The sequence below is a fragment of the Ruegeria sp. AB11 genome, assembly GCF_056536325.1.
On the sequence record NZ_JBQFJO010000001.1, the window covers coordinates 2,446,188 to 2,463,318 of the forward strand.

Below are 17,131 nucleotides of genomic sequence, written 5' to 3' on the forward strand. Positions count from 1 at the left end.
TGTGGATTAACCTTTTGGTAACCTTAGCGGGCATAGTTTGGCGACTATCTACCCAGCCCGAAGGACGGGGGCAACCATGCGTGTTCTGACACGGGTCGAGACCGCATTGCTGATCCAGCGGGGATATCTGTTCCCGTGGTCTCCGGTCTGTCTTGCGGTCGGGATCGGCTGGTACTTTAGCCTGAGGTTTGAACCCGGCGCAGGCGTGTACGCAGTGGTTGTTGCGTTTGTGTTGTTGGCGATTGGTTCCAGTCTTTGGCTGAGAGAGGCCTGGCGTCCGTTGCCCATCGGGATGACGCTGATTGCGTTGGGTTTCCTGCTGGCCGGAACGCGGGCCCATATGGTTGCAGAGCCAGTCTTGCAATGGCGCTATTATGGCCCGGTCGAGGGGAGGGTCATAGCGCTGGACCGCTCTGCGTCGGATGCGCTGCGGGTTATGCTGGATCAGATGCGGATTGTCGATATTCCCGCTGATCAAAGGCCCGGGCGCATCCGACTTTCGATACATGGCGATACTGTTGCGTTGTCCCCGGGTCAGCGGATCATGACCACCGCGCACCTTTCTCCGCCGCAAGGTCCGGTCGAACCGGGTGGATTTGATTTTCGCCGCCACGCTTGGTTCCAAAGGCTTGGCGCAGTTGGATATACCCGTGTTCCAGTTTTGTCTTCGGCCCCGGCTCGCGATGGACAAAGCGGCGTTCGTATTACGGCGTGGCGTATGGCGATCTCGGACAGAGTTCGTGCAATTTTACCCGGCGAGATCGGCGGATTTGCTGCCGCCGTCACCACAGGGGATCGCAGCGGTATGAGCAAGGCCTCGCTTGAGTCCTTGCGTGCCTCAAATCTGGCGCATCTTCTGGCGATCTCTGGATTGCATATGGGCTTGCTGACTGGTTTTGTATTCGTGGCATGCCGCATCGGATTGTCGATGGTGCCTATGCTGGCCCTGCGTTTACCTGTACGAAAAATCGCAGCGATCTGCGCCTTAGTCGCTGCCACTATCTATTTATTTCTCTCTGGCGGAAACGTCGCGACCGAGCGCGCATTTGTCATGGTTTGCGTCATGCTAGGAGCCGTGATGCTGGACCGCCGTGCGATCTCGCTGCGGGCGGTGGCCGTTGCCGCATTGATCGTATTGGTACTGCGCCCTGAAACACTGCTGAGCCCCGGGTTCCAGATGTCATTTGCTGCGACGACCGCTCTGGTCGCGGGTTTCGGAGCCTTGAGAGACTATGGTCCAATGCCCGGTCCACTCTGGATGCGACCGGTGTTGGCCTTGTTGATTTCATCGGCGATCGCGGGGATTGCAACTGCGCCCATCGGGGCGGCTCATTTCAACACCGTGTCCCACTATGGATTAATCGCAAACCTCGTCTCGGTCCCGGTGATGGGCACTCTGGTCGTCCCGAGCGCCGTTGTCGCAGCACTTCTTGCGCCATTCGGGCTTGAGGCGATCGCACTGCACGTGATGGGTTTGGGGCTGAATTGGATCCTTGCGGTTGCGTCCTGGGTTTCGGGACTTGAAGGTGCGCGGGGATTTGTTGTTAGCCCAGGCGCATTTGTACTGCCCGTTACAGCAGTGTCTTTCCTCTGGTTGATCCTGTGGCAAGGGCGCACGCGATGGATTGGATTGGCCCCGGCGGTGGTCGCTATTGCGATGTGGGGGCAGGGGAGCCGTCCTGATGTTCTGATCGCAGATACCGGAGGGCTCGTCGGCGTGATGACCGATCAAGGCCGTGCGCTGAGTAAACCAAAAGGCAGCGGTTTTGTCGCATCGGTTTGGTTGGAGAATGACGGAGACGACGCGGATCAGCCAAAGGCGGCGAAGCGCTGGCCTGAGTCCTCAGGCGGTGTCCAACGTTATCTGCTGGGTGACAAAGAGCTAGTGCACCTAACAGGCAAACGCGCTGCGCTTGCCTTTGAAGAGTGCCGGCCAGATCAAGTTATTATCGCGTCCGTTTCGCTGTCTCTGACAGGTGCGTGTCGTATCTATGACCCGGAGGCACTGCGAAGCACAGGCAGTCTTGCCATTTCCAAAGGGAGTTTGCTCACCAGTTCAGAGGCTTCAGGACGCCGCCTGTGGTCACCTCAACCCCGTCAGTAGCTACGGATCAAACCAACCAGCCGACCCTGTACTTTCACCTTATCCTCGGGCAACACACGCGTCTCATAAGCCGGGTTTGCAGCCTCAAGTGCAATGGCCTGACCGCGACGGAAAAAGCGCTTTAACGTGGCTTCTTGATCTTCAACCAGCGCCACCACGATATCCCCGTTATCTGCCGCCGTGGTTTCACGGATCACGACGACATCGCCATCGTTGATTCCGGCGTCGATCATCGAGTCGCCCCGCACTTCAAGCGCGTAATGTTCACCGCTGCCTGAAATCATCGAGCCCGGCACCGCCACGCGGTGCGAAACATGGCTTATCGCTTCGATTGGGACACCGGCCGCGATCCGCCCCATGACAGGCAGTTCCATCGCATCAACGGTGACGGGTTCGAAGTTCGCTGGGCGGGCCCCATCGGGCCGGTCACCTTCAATCACGCGGGGTTTGAAGCCCACCGTCGGCTCACCACCAAGGCTTTCGGGAAGCTTGACGATTTCAATGGCGCGTGCCCGGTGAGCAAGGCGGCGGATAAAGCCACGTTCTTCCAGCGCCGTGATCAGTCGATGGATCCCGGATTTGGAACGCAGGTCCAACGCAGCCTTCATTTCATCAAAACTGGGCGGAACACCGTCCGCTTGCACGCGTTTGTGGATGAATTCCAGCAAATCCAATTGCTTCTTGGTCAGCATCGCTCGCACCTCATCGCTCATGCGTTTTCTTTTGTTCTACGCATGTTCACGTTTTGTGTCAACGGATTTGCTAGATGGGCAGGTAGGTGACCTTATCACCGACAGGGCGCGCGGGATCATTGGGCTGTCTTACCAGCAATGCGTTTGCATGTGCCAAAACACTTAGGAGTGAACTGTCCTGATCGTCACAAGCCCGAATGCCATCTTTGTCCACAATCGCGCGCATATAGTGTTCGCGCCCACCGTTTTCAGTGAGTGGTGCCGTCAGCTGGGCCTGCTGCAGAGGTTGAAGTACATGTTCTATTCCCAGCATGCGCCGCACCATCGGAACCAAAAACAGATACCCACAGACCATTGCGCTAACCGGATTGCCGGGCAGGCCAACCATTGCTGCGTCGCCGAGGCGTCCAGCCATTAGTGGCTTACCGGGGCGCATGCGGATTTTGTAGAACGACTGCTCCAGCCCTAGGCCTTCCGAGACATCTGCTACCAGATCGTATTCTCCGACCGACGCGCCGCCGATGGTCACCACAAGGTCTGCGCCTTGCGCCAGACCAAAAGCCGTTTCCAGAGAGCCAACCGTGTCTTGTGCGATCGGTAGCACGCGCACATGCGCACCGTTGTTTTCAAGGAGTGCTTTCAGGCCAAACGTGTTTGACGCGATGATTTGATCGGGTCCAGGCGTCTCGCCGGGCATCACCAGTTCATTGCCCGTCGATATCAATGCCACCACAGGTTTTCGGGTCACAGGGACGGAGGCAATATTCATCGCTGCCAACAGCGCGATATCTTCGGGCCGTAGCTGGCGTGGGGCCATGATTTTGGTGCCGACGGCGAAATCTATGCCAGCAGGGCGGACATTGGTCTTTTCTCCGGGAGGGTGAGTGATGGTGATCAGGCTGTCTCGGCGCTCGACATCTTCTTGAATAACGACAAAATCCGCGCCGTCAGGCATCGGCGCACCCGTAAATATTCGCACTGCTTGACCGGGCCCGACCGTGCCTTCAAAGCGCTTTCCGGCTGCGGATTCGCCGATCACTTTGAACATCGCATGCAATTCAACTTCGGTCGCTTTCACCGCATATCCGTCCATCGAAGACGCTGCAAAAGGGGGTTGATCACGTGTTGCAGCGACGTCCTGCGCCAAGATGCGACCACCTGCCTCTGCAAGATGAACCGTTTCCGCAGACAGGGGCGTGACCAGATCGAACAATAGGGCTCGGGCGTCTTCGACGGAGATCATGACGCCTCGTAACGACCTGATTTACCGCCGTCTTTCAAAAGAACTCGGATGCCGCCAATCTCCATTGCCTTATCCACGGCTTTAGTCATGTCATAGACAGTCAGGGCGGCGGTTGAGACCGCCGTCAGTGCCTCCATCTCGACACCAGTTTGTCCCGCAGTTTTGACGGTGGCTTCGATCTGCACGCCGGGAAGATCCGGATCCAGGGTCAGCTCAACCGCAACTTTAGTAACGGGCAGAGGGTGGCACAGCGGAATTAAGTCCGGTGTTTTCTTTGCGCCCATGATGCCAGCGAGACGCGCAATACCAAGAACGTCACCTTTCTTAGCGCGGCCTTCTGAAATAATATCATAGGTTTCTTGGGCCATCCTGATGTAACCTGCGGCGATTGCAACCCGGTCGGTGACGGCCTTTTCGGACACATCCACCATGTGTGCCTCGCCCTTGGCATCGAAATGCGTCAGTGGCATCACATCACTCCGGGGATGAGTGGATTAGCCAGTAGCGAACGGGTGGCGCTGGCCACATCGTCTTGTCGCATCAGACTTTCGCCAATCAGGAAGCAGCGCGCGCCATAGCGGGCGATATCAGCAAGGTCAGCAGGCGTGCTCAGACCGCTTTCGCACACGATCGTGCGATCTGCTGGAACCAACTTCGACAGGTGGCGTGTCGTATCAAGTGTGGTCTCGAAGGTCTTGAGATTGCGATTGTTTATCCCGATCAGAGGGCTTTTCAGCTGCGTCGCCCGCTCTAGCTCCTCGGCGTCGTGTACTTCGATCAAAACATCCATATCCCAGTCGAACGCTGTCTGCTCAAGCTCTGAAGCTTGCGCATCTTCAACCGAGGCCATGATGATCAGAATACAGTCCGCACCCAGAGCTCGGGCTTCGACCACCTGATAGGGGTCATACATGAAATCTTTACGCAAAGCGGGCAGAGAACATGCTGCACGGGCTTCAGTCAGGAATTCCTTTGCCCCTTGAAAGCTAGGTGTATCGGTCAGCACCGACAAGCACGCAGCTCCTCCCGCTTCATAAGCTTGGGCCAGAGCAGGTGGGTTAAAGTCTTCGCGGATCAATCCCTTGGATGGGCTGGCTTTTTTAACCTCGGCAATCAGCCCATAGCCGGATCGCGTGGCTTTGTGCAGAGCTTCTGAAAACCCCCGCACCTCTGGTGCATTGCACGCCTCTGACTCTAATGTTTCCAGCGATTTAGCTGCCTTGTCTGAGGCGACTTCTTCAAGTTTGTAGGCTTTGATCCTGTCCAGAACGGTCTCGGTCATGCGGCTTCCTGTGTAATGCGTGCCAGAGCGTTGATCTTTTCACGGGCTTTGCCGCTGTCGATGCTTTCAGCGGCCATAGCGACCCCTTCACGCAGATCACTGGTGGCATCTGCGACAACAAGTGCAGCGGCAGAATTCAGCAGTACTGCGTCACGATAGGCCGATGGCTGGCCGTCCAGCAAGGCACGGAATGCGATGGCGTTTTCTTCCGGTGTCCCGCCGACAATATCCTCGAATGGGTGGACTGGCAGACCTGCGTCTTCAGGGTGAAGCTCGACCTCTTTGACAACGCCGTCCTCAACGGAGGCGATCCAGCTGACGCCTGTAATCGTCAACTCGTCGGTCCCGTCCGAACCATGCACCAACCAGGCATGCTCGGCGCCCAGCAGGCCCAGAGTTTCGGCCATTGGGCGGATCAGATCAGGGCTAAACGCTCCGGTCAGTTGGCGTTTCACACCAGCCGGGTTGGTGAGAGGACCCAGAATGTTGAATATCGTGCGCGTACCAAGTTCTTGCCTTGAAGGCATGACATGGGCAATCGCAGGGTGATGCATCGGCGCCATCATGAAGCCGATACCGACCTCTTGTAACGCCTTTTCAACCACTTCCGGGCCGACCATCACATTAATTCCAAGCTGACCAAGTGCATCCGCCGCACCGGATTTCGAACTTAGGTTCCGGTTGCCATGTTTTGCAACGGTGACACCGGCACCCGCCGTTACAAAGGCCGTTGCCGTCGAGATGTTGAGCGTTCCCTTGCCGTCACCACCGGTGCCCACGATATCCATTGCTCCCGCCGGGGCCTTCACAGCATTGCATTTGGCGCGCATTACAGCGGCGGCGGCGGCGTATTCGTCCACCGTTTCACCGCGTGTGCGCATCGCCATCAGCAATCCGCCGATCTGGCTCGGAGTCGCAGCACCGTCAAACAGAATACCAAAGGCCTGTTCAGCCTCGGCACGGGTCAAAGGTCGATCGGCCGCAGCACCGATCAGCGGTTTCAGAGCATCGCTCATGCGGGGACTTTCATTTCATTCAGGAAATTCTTGAGCAGGGCATGACCGTGCTCGGATGCGATGGATTCCGGATGGAACTGGACGCCGTGAATGGGAAGCTCTTTGTGCTGCAAGCCCATGATGGTGCCATCCTCAAGTTCGGCGGTGATCTCAAGGCACTCGGGCAGGCTTTCGCGTTCAACGACCAATGAGTGGTAGCGGGTCGCCTCGAATGGTGATGGCAAACCAGCGAATACACCTTTGCCGGTGTGATTCATCGTGCCCATCTTGCCATGCACGATCTCATGGCATCGCACGACCTTGCCACCAAAGACCTGACCAATGGTTTGATGGCCCAGGCAAACGCCCATCAGCGGCGTCTGTGTTTCGGCTGCCGCTTCGGTCAGCGCAAGGCAGATACCCGCCTGATCGGGATCACAAGGGCCGGGGCTCAGCAGGATGCCAGCCGGGTTCATCGCCATTGCTTCCTGTACATCCAGCGCATCATTCCGGCGCACGACCATCTCGGCCCCAAGTTCGCCCAGATAATGAACGAGGTTGTAGGTAAACGAGTCATAGTTGTCGATCAGCAGCAGCATTTGGGCACTTATCTTCCTATCGGCATTTCAGACTGGCGATGCAGCCCTTGAGCGCGGTATAATGTCGGGACATACATGCTCAGGCTTGTGCGGCAGCGTCAAGAGGACATACCCAACTTGGCGCAGTGCAAGTGAGCGCCGCAGAAGATGGCGTTTGGGTGGTTGAGGCACGAAACAACGCGAGAGGCGAGATTTCGATGAGCGGATTTTATGGTGGATTGATCGCTGGTGCGGTCTCTGTCCTGGCATTGGGCGCGGTCCTGTCGCTGTCCACCCCCTTGTCGCGCAAGCCAGAAGTTGCGGCAACAGCACCCGAAGTGGCTGATGCGCCTGATGCGCCTGAAACAGCGAATGTCGATAGCATTGGTGTCGATGCAGATCTGGTTGAGTTGCCACCATCGGGTCCCGAAAGCCCGGAGCTATCGTCAGATACTCTGGATGGTTTGGCAGACGTCGAGCTTGCGCCCGGGCCGCCTCCGCAGTCAAGTGACTCGCCTGTTGCCACCGCAGCACCTGCTGGAATTTCGACACCCGCGGTGACCGTTCAGACAGATGCGCCGACAGCACCGCCGGCGCCGCTTGCTGAACCGGAAACGCCCAGACCAGAGGCTGAACCGGCCAGGGTTGCAGACGCGCCTCCAGCACCAGAGCCTGAAGCGGTACCTGAACCCCGGATCGCGGAAGAAACGCCTGAGGAACAAGCACCTCAAGTGGCGGCATTGGAACCCGAGACCGAAGAATTGCCGGACGTAACTTTTGAGGTTCCGGTAACCGAGGGCGTGCCGAACGATAACCCGATTGCCGTTGAGGGCGAAGAAGATACACGCCCGGTCAGCAAGCCGCGCGTGCTGACGCTGCCTCAAATTGGCGGGGAAGGGACCGCGAGCTCTAATTCACTGATCGGCAAACGTGTCGTACCCCTGACCGAAAGGGATGACGCACCCGTTGAGCAAACCGAGGTAGTGCCTGAGGTGGCGGCAAAACCAATCGAAGCGCATGCCGCGATCTTTGAGAACCCCGAAGCCAAGCCATTGATGTCTATCATTTTGATCGACGATGAAGGAGCATTTGGAGCCGAGGCGCTTCAGGATTTTCCATACCCGCTAAGCTTTGCCATTAGCCCGTCAGACCCGGATGCAGCCGAAAAGATGGCGCGCCATCGCGAAGCGGGTTTTGAAGTGCTGGCAATGATTGACATGCACGAAGCCGCCAGCGCTCAGGATGCAGAAGTATCCTTGTCGGTGTGGTTGGATGAGTTACCACACACAGTAGGCATTCTAGAGGGCGTCGAAAGCGGTATTCAGGGCAACCGAAAACTGGCAGACCAGGTCGCCGCCATTGTTGGCGACACCGGCCGTGGTCTGGTGACACAGGATAACGGCCTGAACACTGCGCAGAAACTCGCCGCCCGCAATGGCGTTCCGTCCAGCGTCGTATTCCGCGATTTCGATGGGGCCAAGCAGGATCCCAAGATAATGCGGCGCTTTCTAGATCAAGCGGCATTCCGCGCCGGGCAGGAGGGTGCGGTTGTAATGCTTGGACGATTGCGCCCCGAAACGATCTCGGCCTTGTTGCTGTGGGGGCTTGAGGATCGCGGCAGCCGGGTGGCGATGGCACCGATCTCAGCCGTGATGATGAAAGAAGTCGAAAAAGGTGCTTCCGAAGCCTTGACGGACGGGTAAAAGCGGCACCTTGTTGCCGCTTTCTCAGCTGTTTCCGCTGCCGGTAAAACGCGCCGCATCTGCCGCCGCGCGTCGGATCGCGTTCGATTTGTGCACGGTCTCCATATATTCCGCCTCGGGGTCGCTGTCATAGACAACACCGCCGCCAGCCTGAATATAAAGCTTGTGGTCTTTCACGATGGCCGTACGCAATGCGATGCACATGTCCATGTCGCCACCAGCGCTGAAATACCCGACACCGCCGCCGTAGATGCCGCGTTTTTCGGGCTCCAACTCGTCGATAATCTCCATCGCGCGCACTTTTGGCGCGCCCGAGACTGTACCCGCAGGCATCCCGGCAAAGAAGGCATCCAGCGCGTCTTTGTCTTCGGCAAGTTCTCCGACCACGTTCGACACGATGTGCATCACGTGGCTGTAGCGTTCGATAATGAACTCTTCGGTGGGGCGGACGGTTCCGATCTTGGACACACGGCCCGTATCGTTGCGTCCAAGGTCCAACAGCATGAGGTGCTCGGCCAGTTCCTTTTTGTCGGCAAGCAGATCGATTTCGTTGGCCTTGTCTTCCTCGGGCGTTGCGCCTCGCGGTCGAGTGCCTGCGATTGGGCGGATCGTGACTTCATCCCCAAAGACGCGGACCAGGATTTCAGGGCTCGCGCCAACAACCTGAAAGCCACCGAAGTTGAAATAGAACATGAAGGGCGACGGATTCGTACGCCGCAAAGACCGGTAGAGGGCAAACGGAGATTGCGGAAAGTCCTGCGTCCAGCGTTGGGCTGGGACAACCTGGAAGATATCGCCTGCGCGGATATATTCCTTGGCCTTTTCAACGGCCTCCATGTAGCCCGATTTGGTGAAGTTGGATACTGGAGCGCCAACTTCAATCGCGTCACCCAGATCGCGTGTCTCGGCGGGCATTGCGCGCTCCAGATCACGCACAGCGTCCATGACACGCTCTGCAGCTTGTGCATATGCGGCCTTAGCGGATTGTCCGTCGCTGACCCAGGTCGGAGACACCACAGTGACCTCACCTTTAACACCGTCCAATACGGCGATCACCGAAGGCCGCAGCATGATCGCATCCGGCAGGCCCAGCGGGTCGGGGTTCACATCCGGCAAGTATTCCACAAGCCGCACCATGTCATAGCCCAGATAGCCAAACAGCCCGGCAGCCGCCTGTGGTAGGTCATCCGGCAGCGCGATGCGGCTTTCGGCCAGCAAATCGCGCAGGTTATCCATCGGGTTGCCATCCTGTGGCTGAAACGCGTCGGCATCAAACCGGGCCGACCGGTTCAGGGCCGATGTTTCGCCATGACACCTCCAGACGAGATCGGGTTTCATGCCAATGATCGAGTAGCGACCGCGCACCTCGCCACCTGTCACCGATTCGAGCATGAAGGCGTCTTTTTGTGCGCCCGTCAGCTTGAGCATCAAGGACACGGGCGTGTCCAGATCGGCGGCAAGTCGGGTATAGACAACCTGATTTTCACCCGCGTCATAGGCGCGCGCGAAAGTTTCGAATTCCGGGGTCAGGGCCATGTGCTGTCTCTTTAATAGCTTGACCGTACAGCGTTCAGCGCTTGCTGATCCAGTACAGGGCGCGCGCGGGTCTGGGCGTTGCGCACATAGATATCAAAGATGTTCTGCGCCAGTGCCTGGTCAAACTGCGCTGCAAGAGCATCCTGCATCTGACGCTGTTCGTCGGTCTCGGCTGGTGGCAGCTCTTCATCCAGACGCACGATCAGGGCAGTGCCGTTTCCGGGAATGACACGTAATTCACCCGGTTCCAGCTCGAAGACCTGTGTCATGAAATCTACCGGAGTATCCTCAAGGAACGCGGTACGCGTCAGGGCGTTTTCGACCCGGAAGGGCAGGCTAGTCGCCGTGAAATCTCCATCCGTCGCCAATTGGGTCAGCACCGAGTTTGCTTGATTTTGTAGCGCCTTTGCGGTCTCTGCTTGTGTCCAGGCCTCAGCAACCCGCCCTCGGGCATTTTCAAGCGGTTCGGGGCGGGGCTCAAGCACTTCATTCAGGCGCAAAGCAAAGATTGAACCGTCTTCGAGAAACGCGACTTCGGGAAAATCACCCTCTTGCACGGCCTCGGCGGCGGCACGGAAGCCGTCATAGGCCGCAACGCCATCATCGCTTTGCTGGGTCCAGTCGATCTGGCCAAGTTCCAATTCAGTCTCATCGACCAATTCTTCCAGCGTTGCGCCGCCAGCAAGCAAGTCGTTGATGTCCTCGGCCTGCGCCTCGATCTGACGGCGCGCGCGATCTGAGGCAAGTTCATCACGCAACTCGGGCTCAGCATCTTCAAAGCTTACATTGTTTTCTGCCAGCGATCCGTTGATCCGGAACAAGGCCGGACCAAAAACAGATGGGAGTGGGCCAACGACATCGTCGATCTCGGCAGCGAATACAGCGTCAGCGGCATCGCCAAGGTCCTCTCGGGTGACGTCACCCAGATCTACATCGCCCAGCTCAAGTTGCCGATCGCGGACCAGTTGTTCAAAATCTGTTCCACCAACCTCCAGCTGAGCCAAGGCCTCGGTTGCGGCTTCTTCGCTGGGATAGGTCAGGCGTTCGACCAAACGGCGCTCGGGCTGGAAATACTGTTCTGCGCGCTGGTCGTACAGGCGGCGCAACGAGTCTTCGTCGATCTCAATCGTATCAAGCAGCATCTCTGGTGACAAAATAGCATACGTCAGTTGCTTGGTGCGGGGCAGGGTAAACAGATCAGTGTTCTCGTCATAGAATGTCTGAATCTGATCTTCTGTCGGTTCTGCCACTGGCGTCTCCAACGCGTCGGCGGACAGCGTCGCCACTGTAAAGCTGCGGCGGGCCAGTACATAGTTCGCCATTGCTTCGGTCAGAGTACGTGGCATCTCAACCCCGCCCATGATTGCACCCTGCACGATTGTGCGGGCCGATTCCTTTCGCAGATCCGATTCGAACTCGGAATCGCTCATCCCGACCTGTTCAAGCTGAAAGCGATAGGCTTCGCGGTCGAATGTACCGTTCACCCCCTGGAATGCGGGTATCTGGACGATCTCGTTCTGCAGGTTCTCGTCGCCGATTGAAATGCCAAGCTGCCCGACCTCATTGTCGAGCGCAGCCAGTGCGATCAGGCGCGACAAGGCCAATTGGTCCAACCCAAGATCATGCGCTTGCGAAATCTGCATTGGCTGTCCGGTTTGCGCCTCGACCGCCCTGATTTCGCGCTGAAGTTCGCGGAAGTATTCGTCGACCGAAACGCTTTCATCGCCAACCTGCGCCACAGTGCGCACGGTCCCGGTCAGGCTGGTCGCACCAAATCCGGCTAGACCCAGCATCAGAAGGCCCATGAGAATCCAGACAAAGGTTTTGGATAGGTTTTTCATGCCTGCGGCCATGGTGCCCTCTTGGTTTGGTCGGCAAGTGTCTGCCCTGCTAGTTGCGGCCCTGAATACGATGCGTGCAGCCGAGGGGCAAGCTTAGAAGGACAGGGCCTGCAAACGGTCGAACAATTGCGCGATTCCGGCGCGGTCGAGATTGGCAAACGCGATGCGGACCTGTTGTTTCCCTGCCGGGTCATGCGCGGGCATGAACATGGTTCCGGGCAACAGCAGAATGCCCGCCTCAGGCACCAACTGCCGGGCCAAATCGTCCGATGCGATTTGATAGGGGTGTTTGAGATAGGCGAAGTAGGCACCCAGCCCCAGAAGACGCCAGCCTTTTGCCTCTAGCCGAGGCATTCCTTCGGCAATTGCAGCCCTTCGGTCTAGAATCTCATTACGCTCACCGGCAACCCAATGAGACAGGTTCTGCATTCCCCAAAGCGCAGCGAATTGACCGATCTGGCCGGGGCAGATCGCAACTGTGTCTAAAAACTTCTCAATCTCCGACAAAAGCGGCGAACCGGCAGCAATTGCGCCGACTCGGTGCCCAGTCAGGCGATAGGCTTTCGAAAACGAGTAGAGATGCACAAAGGTTTCGCACCAATCAGGCTGCTGGAACAATTCATGTGGCGCACCAGATCGGCTGTCGAAATCGCGATAGGTTTCATCAACCAGCAGACGAATCCCTGTTTCCTGCGCGAGTTTATGGAAGCGGCGTACCAGGTCTGATGGGTATTCGACACCACCGGGGTTGTTCGGCGTGACCAATGCAATGGCCCGTGTTTTCTCGGTGATCAGTGCGCGCGCCATCTCGGGGTCGGGCAACAGATCGTTACCGGTGGGCAAGTCGATGGCTTTGACACCGGCCATATCCAGCCACATTTTGTGATTGAAATACCACGGGGTTGGCAGAATGACCTCATCACCCTGATCCGTAATCGCCGAGATCACGGCCGAGAAAGCCTGATTGCAGCCCGAGGTAATCGCGACCTGATTAGCCTTAATTCTTGCTTCGTAGTGTTCGCTGATCTGTGCAGCCAGTTCGGTCCGTAATTCATCATTGCCCAGAACTGGGCCATAAAGATGTGCGCTTTCCTGTTCGACTGCGAATTCGGCTATAGCTTGCCGCAAGGCCAGTGGCGGTGGATCGACCGGAGCCGCTTGACTGACATTGATCAGCGGACGGTCTTCAGGAAACTCGACCCCGTCCAACCAACGCCGCGCCTCCATCACCGGAGGGGCAAAGGTGGCGGCGGTACGGGTCATATTCATGGAAAGTCCGTGTTTTTAGCGTTCAAGCAAAACGCTTGATCAATCGGTACCCCGGTAAGGTTCGACATATTGCAAGGCCATATCCCATGGGAAGAAGATCCAGGTGTCTTGGCTGACCTCGGTAATAAAGGTATCAACCATCGGCCGACCCTTGGGTTTGGCATATACGGTCGCGAAATGCGCTTTGGGATACATCTCGCGCACCAGTTCCAAAGTTTTGCCGCTATCGACCAGATCATCTATGATCAGGATACCGGTCCCATCGCCCATCAAATCAGCATTGGGGGCTTTTAGGATCTCAGCCTCTCCTTGTGACTGATGGTGATAGGACCGCACGCTGACAGTATCGACCGTGCGGATATCCAGTTCACGGCTGACGATCATCGCAGGGGCCATGCCGCCTCGAGTGATCGCTACGACGGCGCGCCAAGCACCATCATCGGGACCTTGCCCATCCAGACGCCAAGCCAAGGCGCGCGAGTCGCGATGAATCTGATCCCAGCTAATGTGGAAGCCCTTTTCGTGGGGCAGGCGGTCCTTGGCGCTCATGATCTATTACCCTTTTTCAACGTCCGGCGCATCGACGGCCTTCATGCCGACGATGTGATAGCCCGAATCCACGTGCAGATTCTCTCCGGTCACACCGCTGCTAAGGTCCGACAGCAGGTAAAGCGCCGATTTACCGACATCATCGATGGTCACGTTGCGACGCAGCGGAGAATTATACTCGTTCCACTTCATGATATAGCGGAAATCGCCGATGCCGCTGGCTGCGAGTGTCTTGATTGGACCCGCCGAGATCGAGTTGACGCGAATACCGTCTTTTCCCAGATCCTCAGCCAGATACTTGACCGATGCCTCAAGCGCAGCCTTGGCGACACCCATAACATTATAATGGGGCATGACCTGTTCAGCGCCGTAATAGGTGAGGGTGACTGCGCTACCGCCTTCGCCCATCATCTTCTCTGCGCGCTGCATAACGGCTGTAAAAGAGTAGACCGATACGTCCATCGTCAGATTGAAGTTAGCGCGCGATGTGTCGACGTAGCGCCCACGAAGCTCGTTCTTGTCAGAAAAGCCAATGGCGTGAACAACAAAGTCAAGCCTTCCCCATTTCTCTTCAAGCGAGTTGAAAAGGTTATCAATCGATTCCTCGTCGCTGACATCGCAGGGCAGAACGATTTCGCTGCCCAATTGCGCAGCCAGCGGGTCGACACGTTTTTTCAGCGCGTCTCCCTGATAGGAAAAGGCCAGTTCGGCCCCGGCGTCGGACAAGGCGCGGGCTATCCCCCATGCGATTGATTTGTCATTGGCCAGTCCCATGATGAGGCCGCGTTTTCCGGCCATCAACTGATTTGACATCTTCGGTTCTCCGCCTGTCGTCGCATTGTGTTGAGTTGGTTTATGCCATTGATTGTCCTGCGGCAAGGCCATGCGCTCTTGCCCGCAGCGGGTTCTCGCCTTAGGGTCGAGTTAATTATTTCCAGGGGATGGAAATGAACGAGCATAATGGCATCTTTGCCGGGACTGATCCGTTTGAAATCGCGGGTCGGTGGTTGGCTGAGGCGGAAAAGACCGAACCAAACGATCCGAACGCGATTGCATTGGCAACCGTGGATTCGGAAGGCTTGCCTAATGCAAGAATGGTTCTGCTGAAAGAAATCGAAAAAGACGCATTTGTCTTCTATACGAACTATAACAGCGCCAAGGCACAGGAACTGGACAGTGCCCATAAAGCGGCATTTGTGATGCACTGGAAATCTTTGCGGCGTCAAATTCGAGTTCGTGGTATAGTCAGCAAAGAAGACGGGCCTGGGGCAGACGCGTATTATGCCTCGCGCTCGCTTAAGAGCCGTCTGGGTGCCTGGGCCTCTCGCCAGTCGCAACCTCTGGAGAGCCGGGCATCTTTGATGGCCGAGGTGGCAAAGGTGACGGCAAAGTTGGGACCCAATCCGCCGCGCCCGGAATTCTGGGGAGGGTATCGGGTTTCACCTGTCGAAGTGGAATTCTGGGCTGATGGAGCATTCAGGTTGCATGACAGGTTTCAATGGAAGAGGCGTAACGCCGATTCCGATTGGCAAGTGCAGAGGTTGAATCCGTGATGTTCGCGTACCGTGAAATGCAACTGATTGCTATTAATAGTTTTTTTCAGCTTGAATTTGCGAGTGAATATCATAAACAACAAACCCTTAACGGCTTGCCTATTATCGTAACGGGAAAACAGTGCCAGAAGATTTGAACAGCATGTATCGCGTCCATGGACACGTTAAATGGTTCGATCCCGCAAAGGGATACGGATTTGTTGTGTCCGACGATGGCGGTCCGGACATTCTGTTGCATGTCAATGTGTTGCGCAATTTTGGTCAGAGCTCGGTCGCCGACGGTGCTGGTATCGAGATTATGACGCACAAAACTGATCGCGGTGTTCAGGCGGTCGAAGTGATCAGCGTCGATCCACCCGTACGGGCAGAAACAATGATGCTGGCCGACTTTGCGGAGCTTGATCCGACCGTGATCGGCAATGCTCCATTAGAGGCAGCGCGTGTCAAATGGTTCGACAAAGGCAAGGGATTCGGCTTTGCCAATGTCTTCGGAAGCAGCGAAGATGTATTCTTGCACATTGAGGTTCTTCGCCGTTCAGGTCTTGCGGATCTGCAACCGGGAGAAGCCTTGGCCATGCGTGTGATTGACGGAAAACGCGGACGGATGGCGGCACAGGTTCTTGCCTGGGAAGCGGCGTTGAGCACCTAGGTCTTAAAGTATGAGAACAGCATTACTCGTAGCGGCCCTGACATTTCTGATCAGTGGTGGCGCGCAAGCCGAATGCCGTTCTGACCGTGTTGAGTTGCGAAATGAACTTGCGCAGGTTCGATTTGATATCGAGTTAGCCGTTACCCCTCAGGAACGATCACGCGGGCTGATGTTTCGTGAGAATATGCCCAGCCGCTCTGGCATGCTGTTCATCTTTGATCCACCGCAGCGGGTGGCGTTTTGGATGAAGAACACGCTGATCCCTTTGGACATGATCTTTACCGACAAAGCAGGAACCGTCACCCGCGTGCATGAGGGTGCGATCCCCGGCGATTTGACCCCGATCGAAGGCGGCGATTCGGTTTATGCTGTGCTTGAAATCAATGCGGGACTTGCTGCGCGCTATGGTATTCGACCAGGAACACAGATGCGTCACCAAGTTTTTTCGCAAGGTCCTGCAATTTGGCCTTGTTAGGGCTTTTCAAATCAGATCGGCACGTTTAGGAAGGCGCACGGTCCGGGGCGTGGCGCAGTCTGGTAGCGCACCTGTTTTGGGTACAGGGGGTCGTAGGTTCGAATCCTGCCGCCCCGACCATTTCCACTCTTACACCGGCGTTCCGCCATAGTCGGTGTAGAGTCTGGAAAAATCCCTGTCCAATTCATCGCTTTCGATTGGAATCTTAAGTGTGCTTCCGCTTTTTTGGGGAACGATAAAAAACAATTCCGCATCCACACGGTAGCCTGCTTGATTCTTTGCTGAGCTTAGCCGCGTCACGATCTTCGGCAGATTTTGAGAATATCCATCAAAATTGAGAATCAGATAGGCTGTCGCCTCGGGCGAAAGTATTTCGCGGCATTCAAAACTGCTTGTCCCGGTTTTGACGAATTTGTCGCCAGGGCCAGCGCAGTCTGTCTTGAAGGAATTGAACAGGTTCTGCGGGTACCCATCGAATTGAGCGCTACGAGACGCAGGCGGAACGTCCTGTGCTGTGCAGGACACGATTAAGCCCATAATAGTTAACAACGAAATCAAACGCATGTTGAATAGATTTCCCATCCAGAAATGTCGTGATTTACAAACTATGGCACGCGCCACATTGCGGTGACGATGATTCTCTGAATATGTCCTTAATGCCG

The 17,131-nt window shown here is 56.6% G+C and carries 17 protein-coding genes and 1 tRNA gene; 6 read left to right on the forward strand and 12 right to left on the reverse strand.

Annotated features, from left to right (window positions below; genetic code table 11):
• Nucleotides 1-76: 76 nt before the first annotated feature.
• On the forward strand, nt 77-2,104 hold the full coding sequence (locus ACR3EJ_RS12305; RefSeq protein WP_170539940.1) for a ComEC/Rec2 family competence protein: 2,028 nt from the start codon (nt 77-79) through the stop codon (nt 2,102-2,104).
• On the opposite strand, the gene lexA is transcribed toward ACR3EJ_RS12305, so the two are convergent.
• From lexA to ACR3EJ_RS12335, 6 genes are all read right to left on the reverse strand, one after another.
• Entirely contained in the window at nt 2,098-2,796 is a 699-nt protein-coding gene (gene lexA / locus ACR3EJ_RS12310) for a transcriptional repressor LexA (protein ID WP_170540423.1), read from the reverse strand. The two genes, ACR3EJ_RS12305 and lexA, sit on opposite strands and share 7 nt — an antisense overlap.
• Nucleotides 2,797-2,866: 70 nt before the next feature.
• Entirely contained in the window at nt 2,867-4,039 is a 1,173-nt protein-coding gene (locus tag ACR3EJ_RS12315; RefSeq protein WP_170539937.1) for a molybdopterin molybdotransferase MoeA, read from the reverse strand.
• Nucleotides 4,036-4,509 carry a cyclic pyranopterin monophosphate synthase MoaC gene (gene moaC / locus ACR3EJ_RS12320; protein ID WP_170539934.1) on the reverse strand — a complete coding sequence of 158 codons (474 nt, stop codon included), beginning with the start codon at nt 4,507-4,509 and terminating at the stop codon, nt 4,036-4,038. Before moaC ends, ACR3EJ_RS12315 begins: the two co-directional genes overlap by 4 nt.
• Nucleotides 4,509-5,321, reverse strand: a complete 813-nt coding sequence (gene trpC, locus ACR3EJ_RS12325) for an indole-3-glycerol phosphate synthase TrpC (RefSeq protein WP_170539932.1) — start codon at nt 5,319-5,321, stop codon at nt 4,509-4,511. Before trpC ends, moaC begins: the two co-directional genes overlap by 1 nt.
• Nucleotides 5,318-6,337, reverse strand: coding sequence for an anthranilate phosphoribosyltransferase (gene trpD, locus ACR3EJ_RS12330; protein WP_170539929.1), 1,020 nt, complete (start codon nt 6,335-6,337; stop codon nt 5,318-5,320). Before trpD ends, trpC begins: the two co-directional genes overlap by 4 nt.
• On the reverse strand, nt 6,334-6,915 hold the full coding sequence (locus ACR3EJ_RS12335) for an anthranilate synthase component II (RefSeq protein ID WP_170470574.1): 582 nt from the start codon (nt 6,913-6,915) through the stop codon (nt 6,334-6,336). The genes trpD and ACR3EJ_RS12335 overlap by 4 nt, the downstream gene beginning before the upstream one ends.
• A 197-nt stretch (nt 6,916-7,112) precedes the next feature.
• Here ACR3EJ_RS12335 and ACR3EJ_RS12340 point away from each other — a divergent pair, with 197 nt between their 5' ends.
• A complete protein-coding gene (locus tag ACR3EJ_RS12340; RefSeq protein WP_480422948.1) occupies nt 7,113-8,597 on the forward strand; it encodes a divergent polysaccharide deacetylase family protein in 1,485 nt (494 codons plus the stop codon).
• 24 nt (nt 8,598-8,621) lie between these two features.
• Here ACR3EJ_RS12340 and trpE read toward each other — a convergent pair whose 3' ends face one another.
• From trpE to fabI, 5 genes are all read right to left on the reverse strand, one after another.
• On the reverse strand, nt 8,622-10,133 hold the full coding sequence (gene trpE / locus ACR3EJ_RS12345; RefSeq protein WP_480422949.1) for an anthranilate synthase component I: 1,512 nt from the start codon (nt 10,131-10,133) through the stop codon (nt 8,622-8,624).
• A gap of 11 nt (nt 10,134-10,144) precedes the next feature.
• Complete coding sequence (locus tag ACR3EJ_RS12350) at nt 10,145-11,986, reverse strand: SurA N-terminal domain-containing protein (protein ID WP_170703201.1); 1,842 nt, start codon at nt 11,984-11,986, stop codon at nt 10,145-10,147.
• A gap of 81 nt (nt 11,987-12,067) precedes the next feature.
• Nucleotides 12,068-13,243 carry an aminotransferase gene (locus tag ACR3EJ_RS12355; protein WP_170539921.1) on the reverse strand — a complete coding sequence of 392 codons (1,176 nt, stop codon included), beginning with the start codon at nt 13,241-13,243 and terminating at the stop codon, nt 12,068-12,070.
• A 39-nt stretch (nt 13,244-13,282) separates the two neighbouring features.
• Nucleotides 13,283-13,792 carry a xanthine phosphoribosyltransferase gene (gpt, locus tag ACR3EJ_RS12360; protein WP_010440275.1) on the reverse strand — a complete coding sequence of 170 codons (510 nt, stop codon included), beginning with the start codon at nt 13,790-13,792 and terminating at the stop codon, nt 13,283-13,285.
• 6 nt (nt 13,793-13,798) lie between these two features.
• Complete coding sequence (fabI, locus tag ACR3EJ_RS12365; RefSeq protein WP_010440274.1) at nt 13,799-14,605, reverse strand: enoyl-ACP reductase FabI; 807 nt, start codon at nt 14,603-14,605, stop codon at nt 13,799-13,801.
• A 134-nt stretch (nt 14,606-14,739) separates the two neighbouring features.
• Between fabI and pdxH the strand changes: the two genes are divergently transcribed.
• From pdxH to ACR3EJ_RS12385, 4 genes are all read left to right on the forward strand, one after another.
• Entirely contained in the window at nt 14,740-15,345 is a 606-nt protein-coding gene (gene pdxH / locus ACR3EJ_RS12370; RefSeq protein ID WP_010440273.1) for a pyridoxamine 5'-phosphate oxidase, read from the forward strand.
• A 121-nt stretch (nt 15,346-15,466) separates the two neighbouring features.
• Nucleotides 15,467-15,994, forward strand: coding sequence for a cold shock domain-containing protein (locus ACR3EJ_RS12375; protein ID WP_170539918.1), 528 nt, complete (start codon nt 15,467-15,469; stop codon nt 15,992-15,994).
• Between the two features lie 10 nt (nt 15,995-16,004).
• A complete protein-coding gene (locus ACR3EJ_RS12380; RefSeq protein ID WP_170539915.1) occupies nt 16,005-16,469 on the forward strand; it encodes a DUF192 domain-containing protein in 465 nt (154 codons plus the stop codon).
• Nucleotides 16,470-16,512: 43 nt separating this feature from the next.
• Nucleotides 16,513-16,589 (forward strand) — tRNA-Pro (locus ACR3EJ_RS12385).
• A gap of 9 nt (nt 16,590-16,598) precedes the next feature.
• Here the strand turns inward: ACR3EJ_RS12385 and ACR3EJ_RS12390 are convergent.
• Nucleotides 16,599-17,033, reverse strand: coding sequence for a hypothetical protein (locus ACR3EJ_RS12390; RefSeq protein WP_170539912.1), 435 nt, complete (start codon nt 17,031-17,033; stop codon nt 16,599-16,601).
• Nucleotides 17,034-17,131 lie beyond the last annotated feature (98 nt).

Coding starts and splice junctions, on each gene's coding strand:
- trpE (WP_480422949.1), bottom strand. CDS start 10,133: ATGGCCCTGACCCCGGAATTCGAAACTTTCGCGCGCGCCTATGACGCG.
- trpC (WP_170539932.1), bottom strand. CDS start 5,321: ATGACCGAGACCGTTCTGGACAGGATCAAAGCCTACAAACTTGAAGAA.
- ACR3EJ_RS12390 (WP_170539912.1), bottom strand. CDS start 17,033: ATGCGTTTGATTTCGTTGTTAACTATTATGGGCTTAATCGTGTCCTGC.
- gpt (WP_010440275.1), bottom strand. CDS start 13,792: ATGAGCGCCAAGGACCGCCTGCCCCACGAAAAGGGCTTCCACATTAGC.
- ACR3EJ_RS12350 (WP_170703201.1), bottom strand. CDS start 11,986: ATGGCCGCAGGCATGAAAAACCTATCCAAAACCTTTGTCTGGATTCTC.
- ACR3EJ_RS12305 (WP_170539940.1), top strand. CDS start 77: ATGCGTGTTCTGACACGGGTCGAGACCGCATTGCTGATCCAGCGGGGA.
- pdxH (WP_010440273.1), top strand. CDS start 14,740: ATGAACGAGCATAATGGCATCTTTGCCGGGACTGATCCGTTTGAAATC.
- lexA (WP_170540423.1), bottom strand. CDS start 2,796: ATGCTGACCAAGAAGCAATTGGATTTGCTGGAATTCATCCACAAACGC.
- fabI (WP_010440274.1), bottom strand. CDS start 14,605: ATGTCAAATCAGTTGATGGCCGGAAAACGCGGCCTCATCATGGGACTG.
- trpD (WP_170539929.1), bottom strand. CDS start 6,337: ATGAGCGATGCTCTGAAACCGCTGATCGGTGCTGCGGCCGATCGACCT.
- ACR3EJ_RS12380 (WP_170539915.1), top strand. CDS start 16,005: ATGAGAACAGCATTACTCGTAGCGGCCCTGACATTTCTGATCAGTGGT.
- ACR3EJ_RS12335 (WP_170470574.1), bottom strand. CDS start 6,915: ATGCTGCTGCTGATCGACAACTATGACTCGTTTACCTACAACCTCGTT.
- ACR3EJ_RS12315 (WP_170539937.1), bottom strand. CDS start 4,039: ATGATCTCCGTCGAAGACGCCCGAGCCCTATTGTTCGATCTGGTCACG.
- ACR3EJ_RS12355 (WP_170539921.1), bottom strand. CDS start 13,243: ATGAATATGACCCGTACCGCCGCCACCTTTGCCCCTCCGGTGATGGAG.
- ACR3EJ_RS12340 (WP_480422948.1), top strand. CDS start 7,113: ATGAGCGGATTTTATGGTGGATTGATCGCTGGTGCGGTCTCTGTCCTG.
- moaC (WP_170539934.1), bottom strand. CDS start 4,509: ATGCCACTGACGCATTTCGATGCCAAGGGCGAGGCACACATGGTGGAT.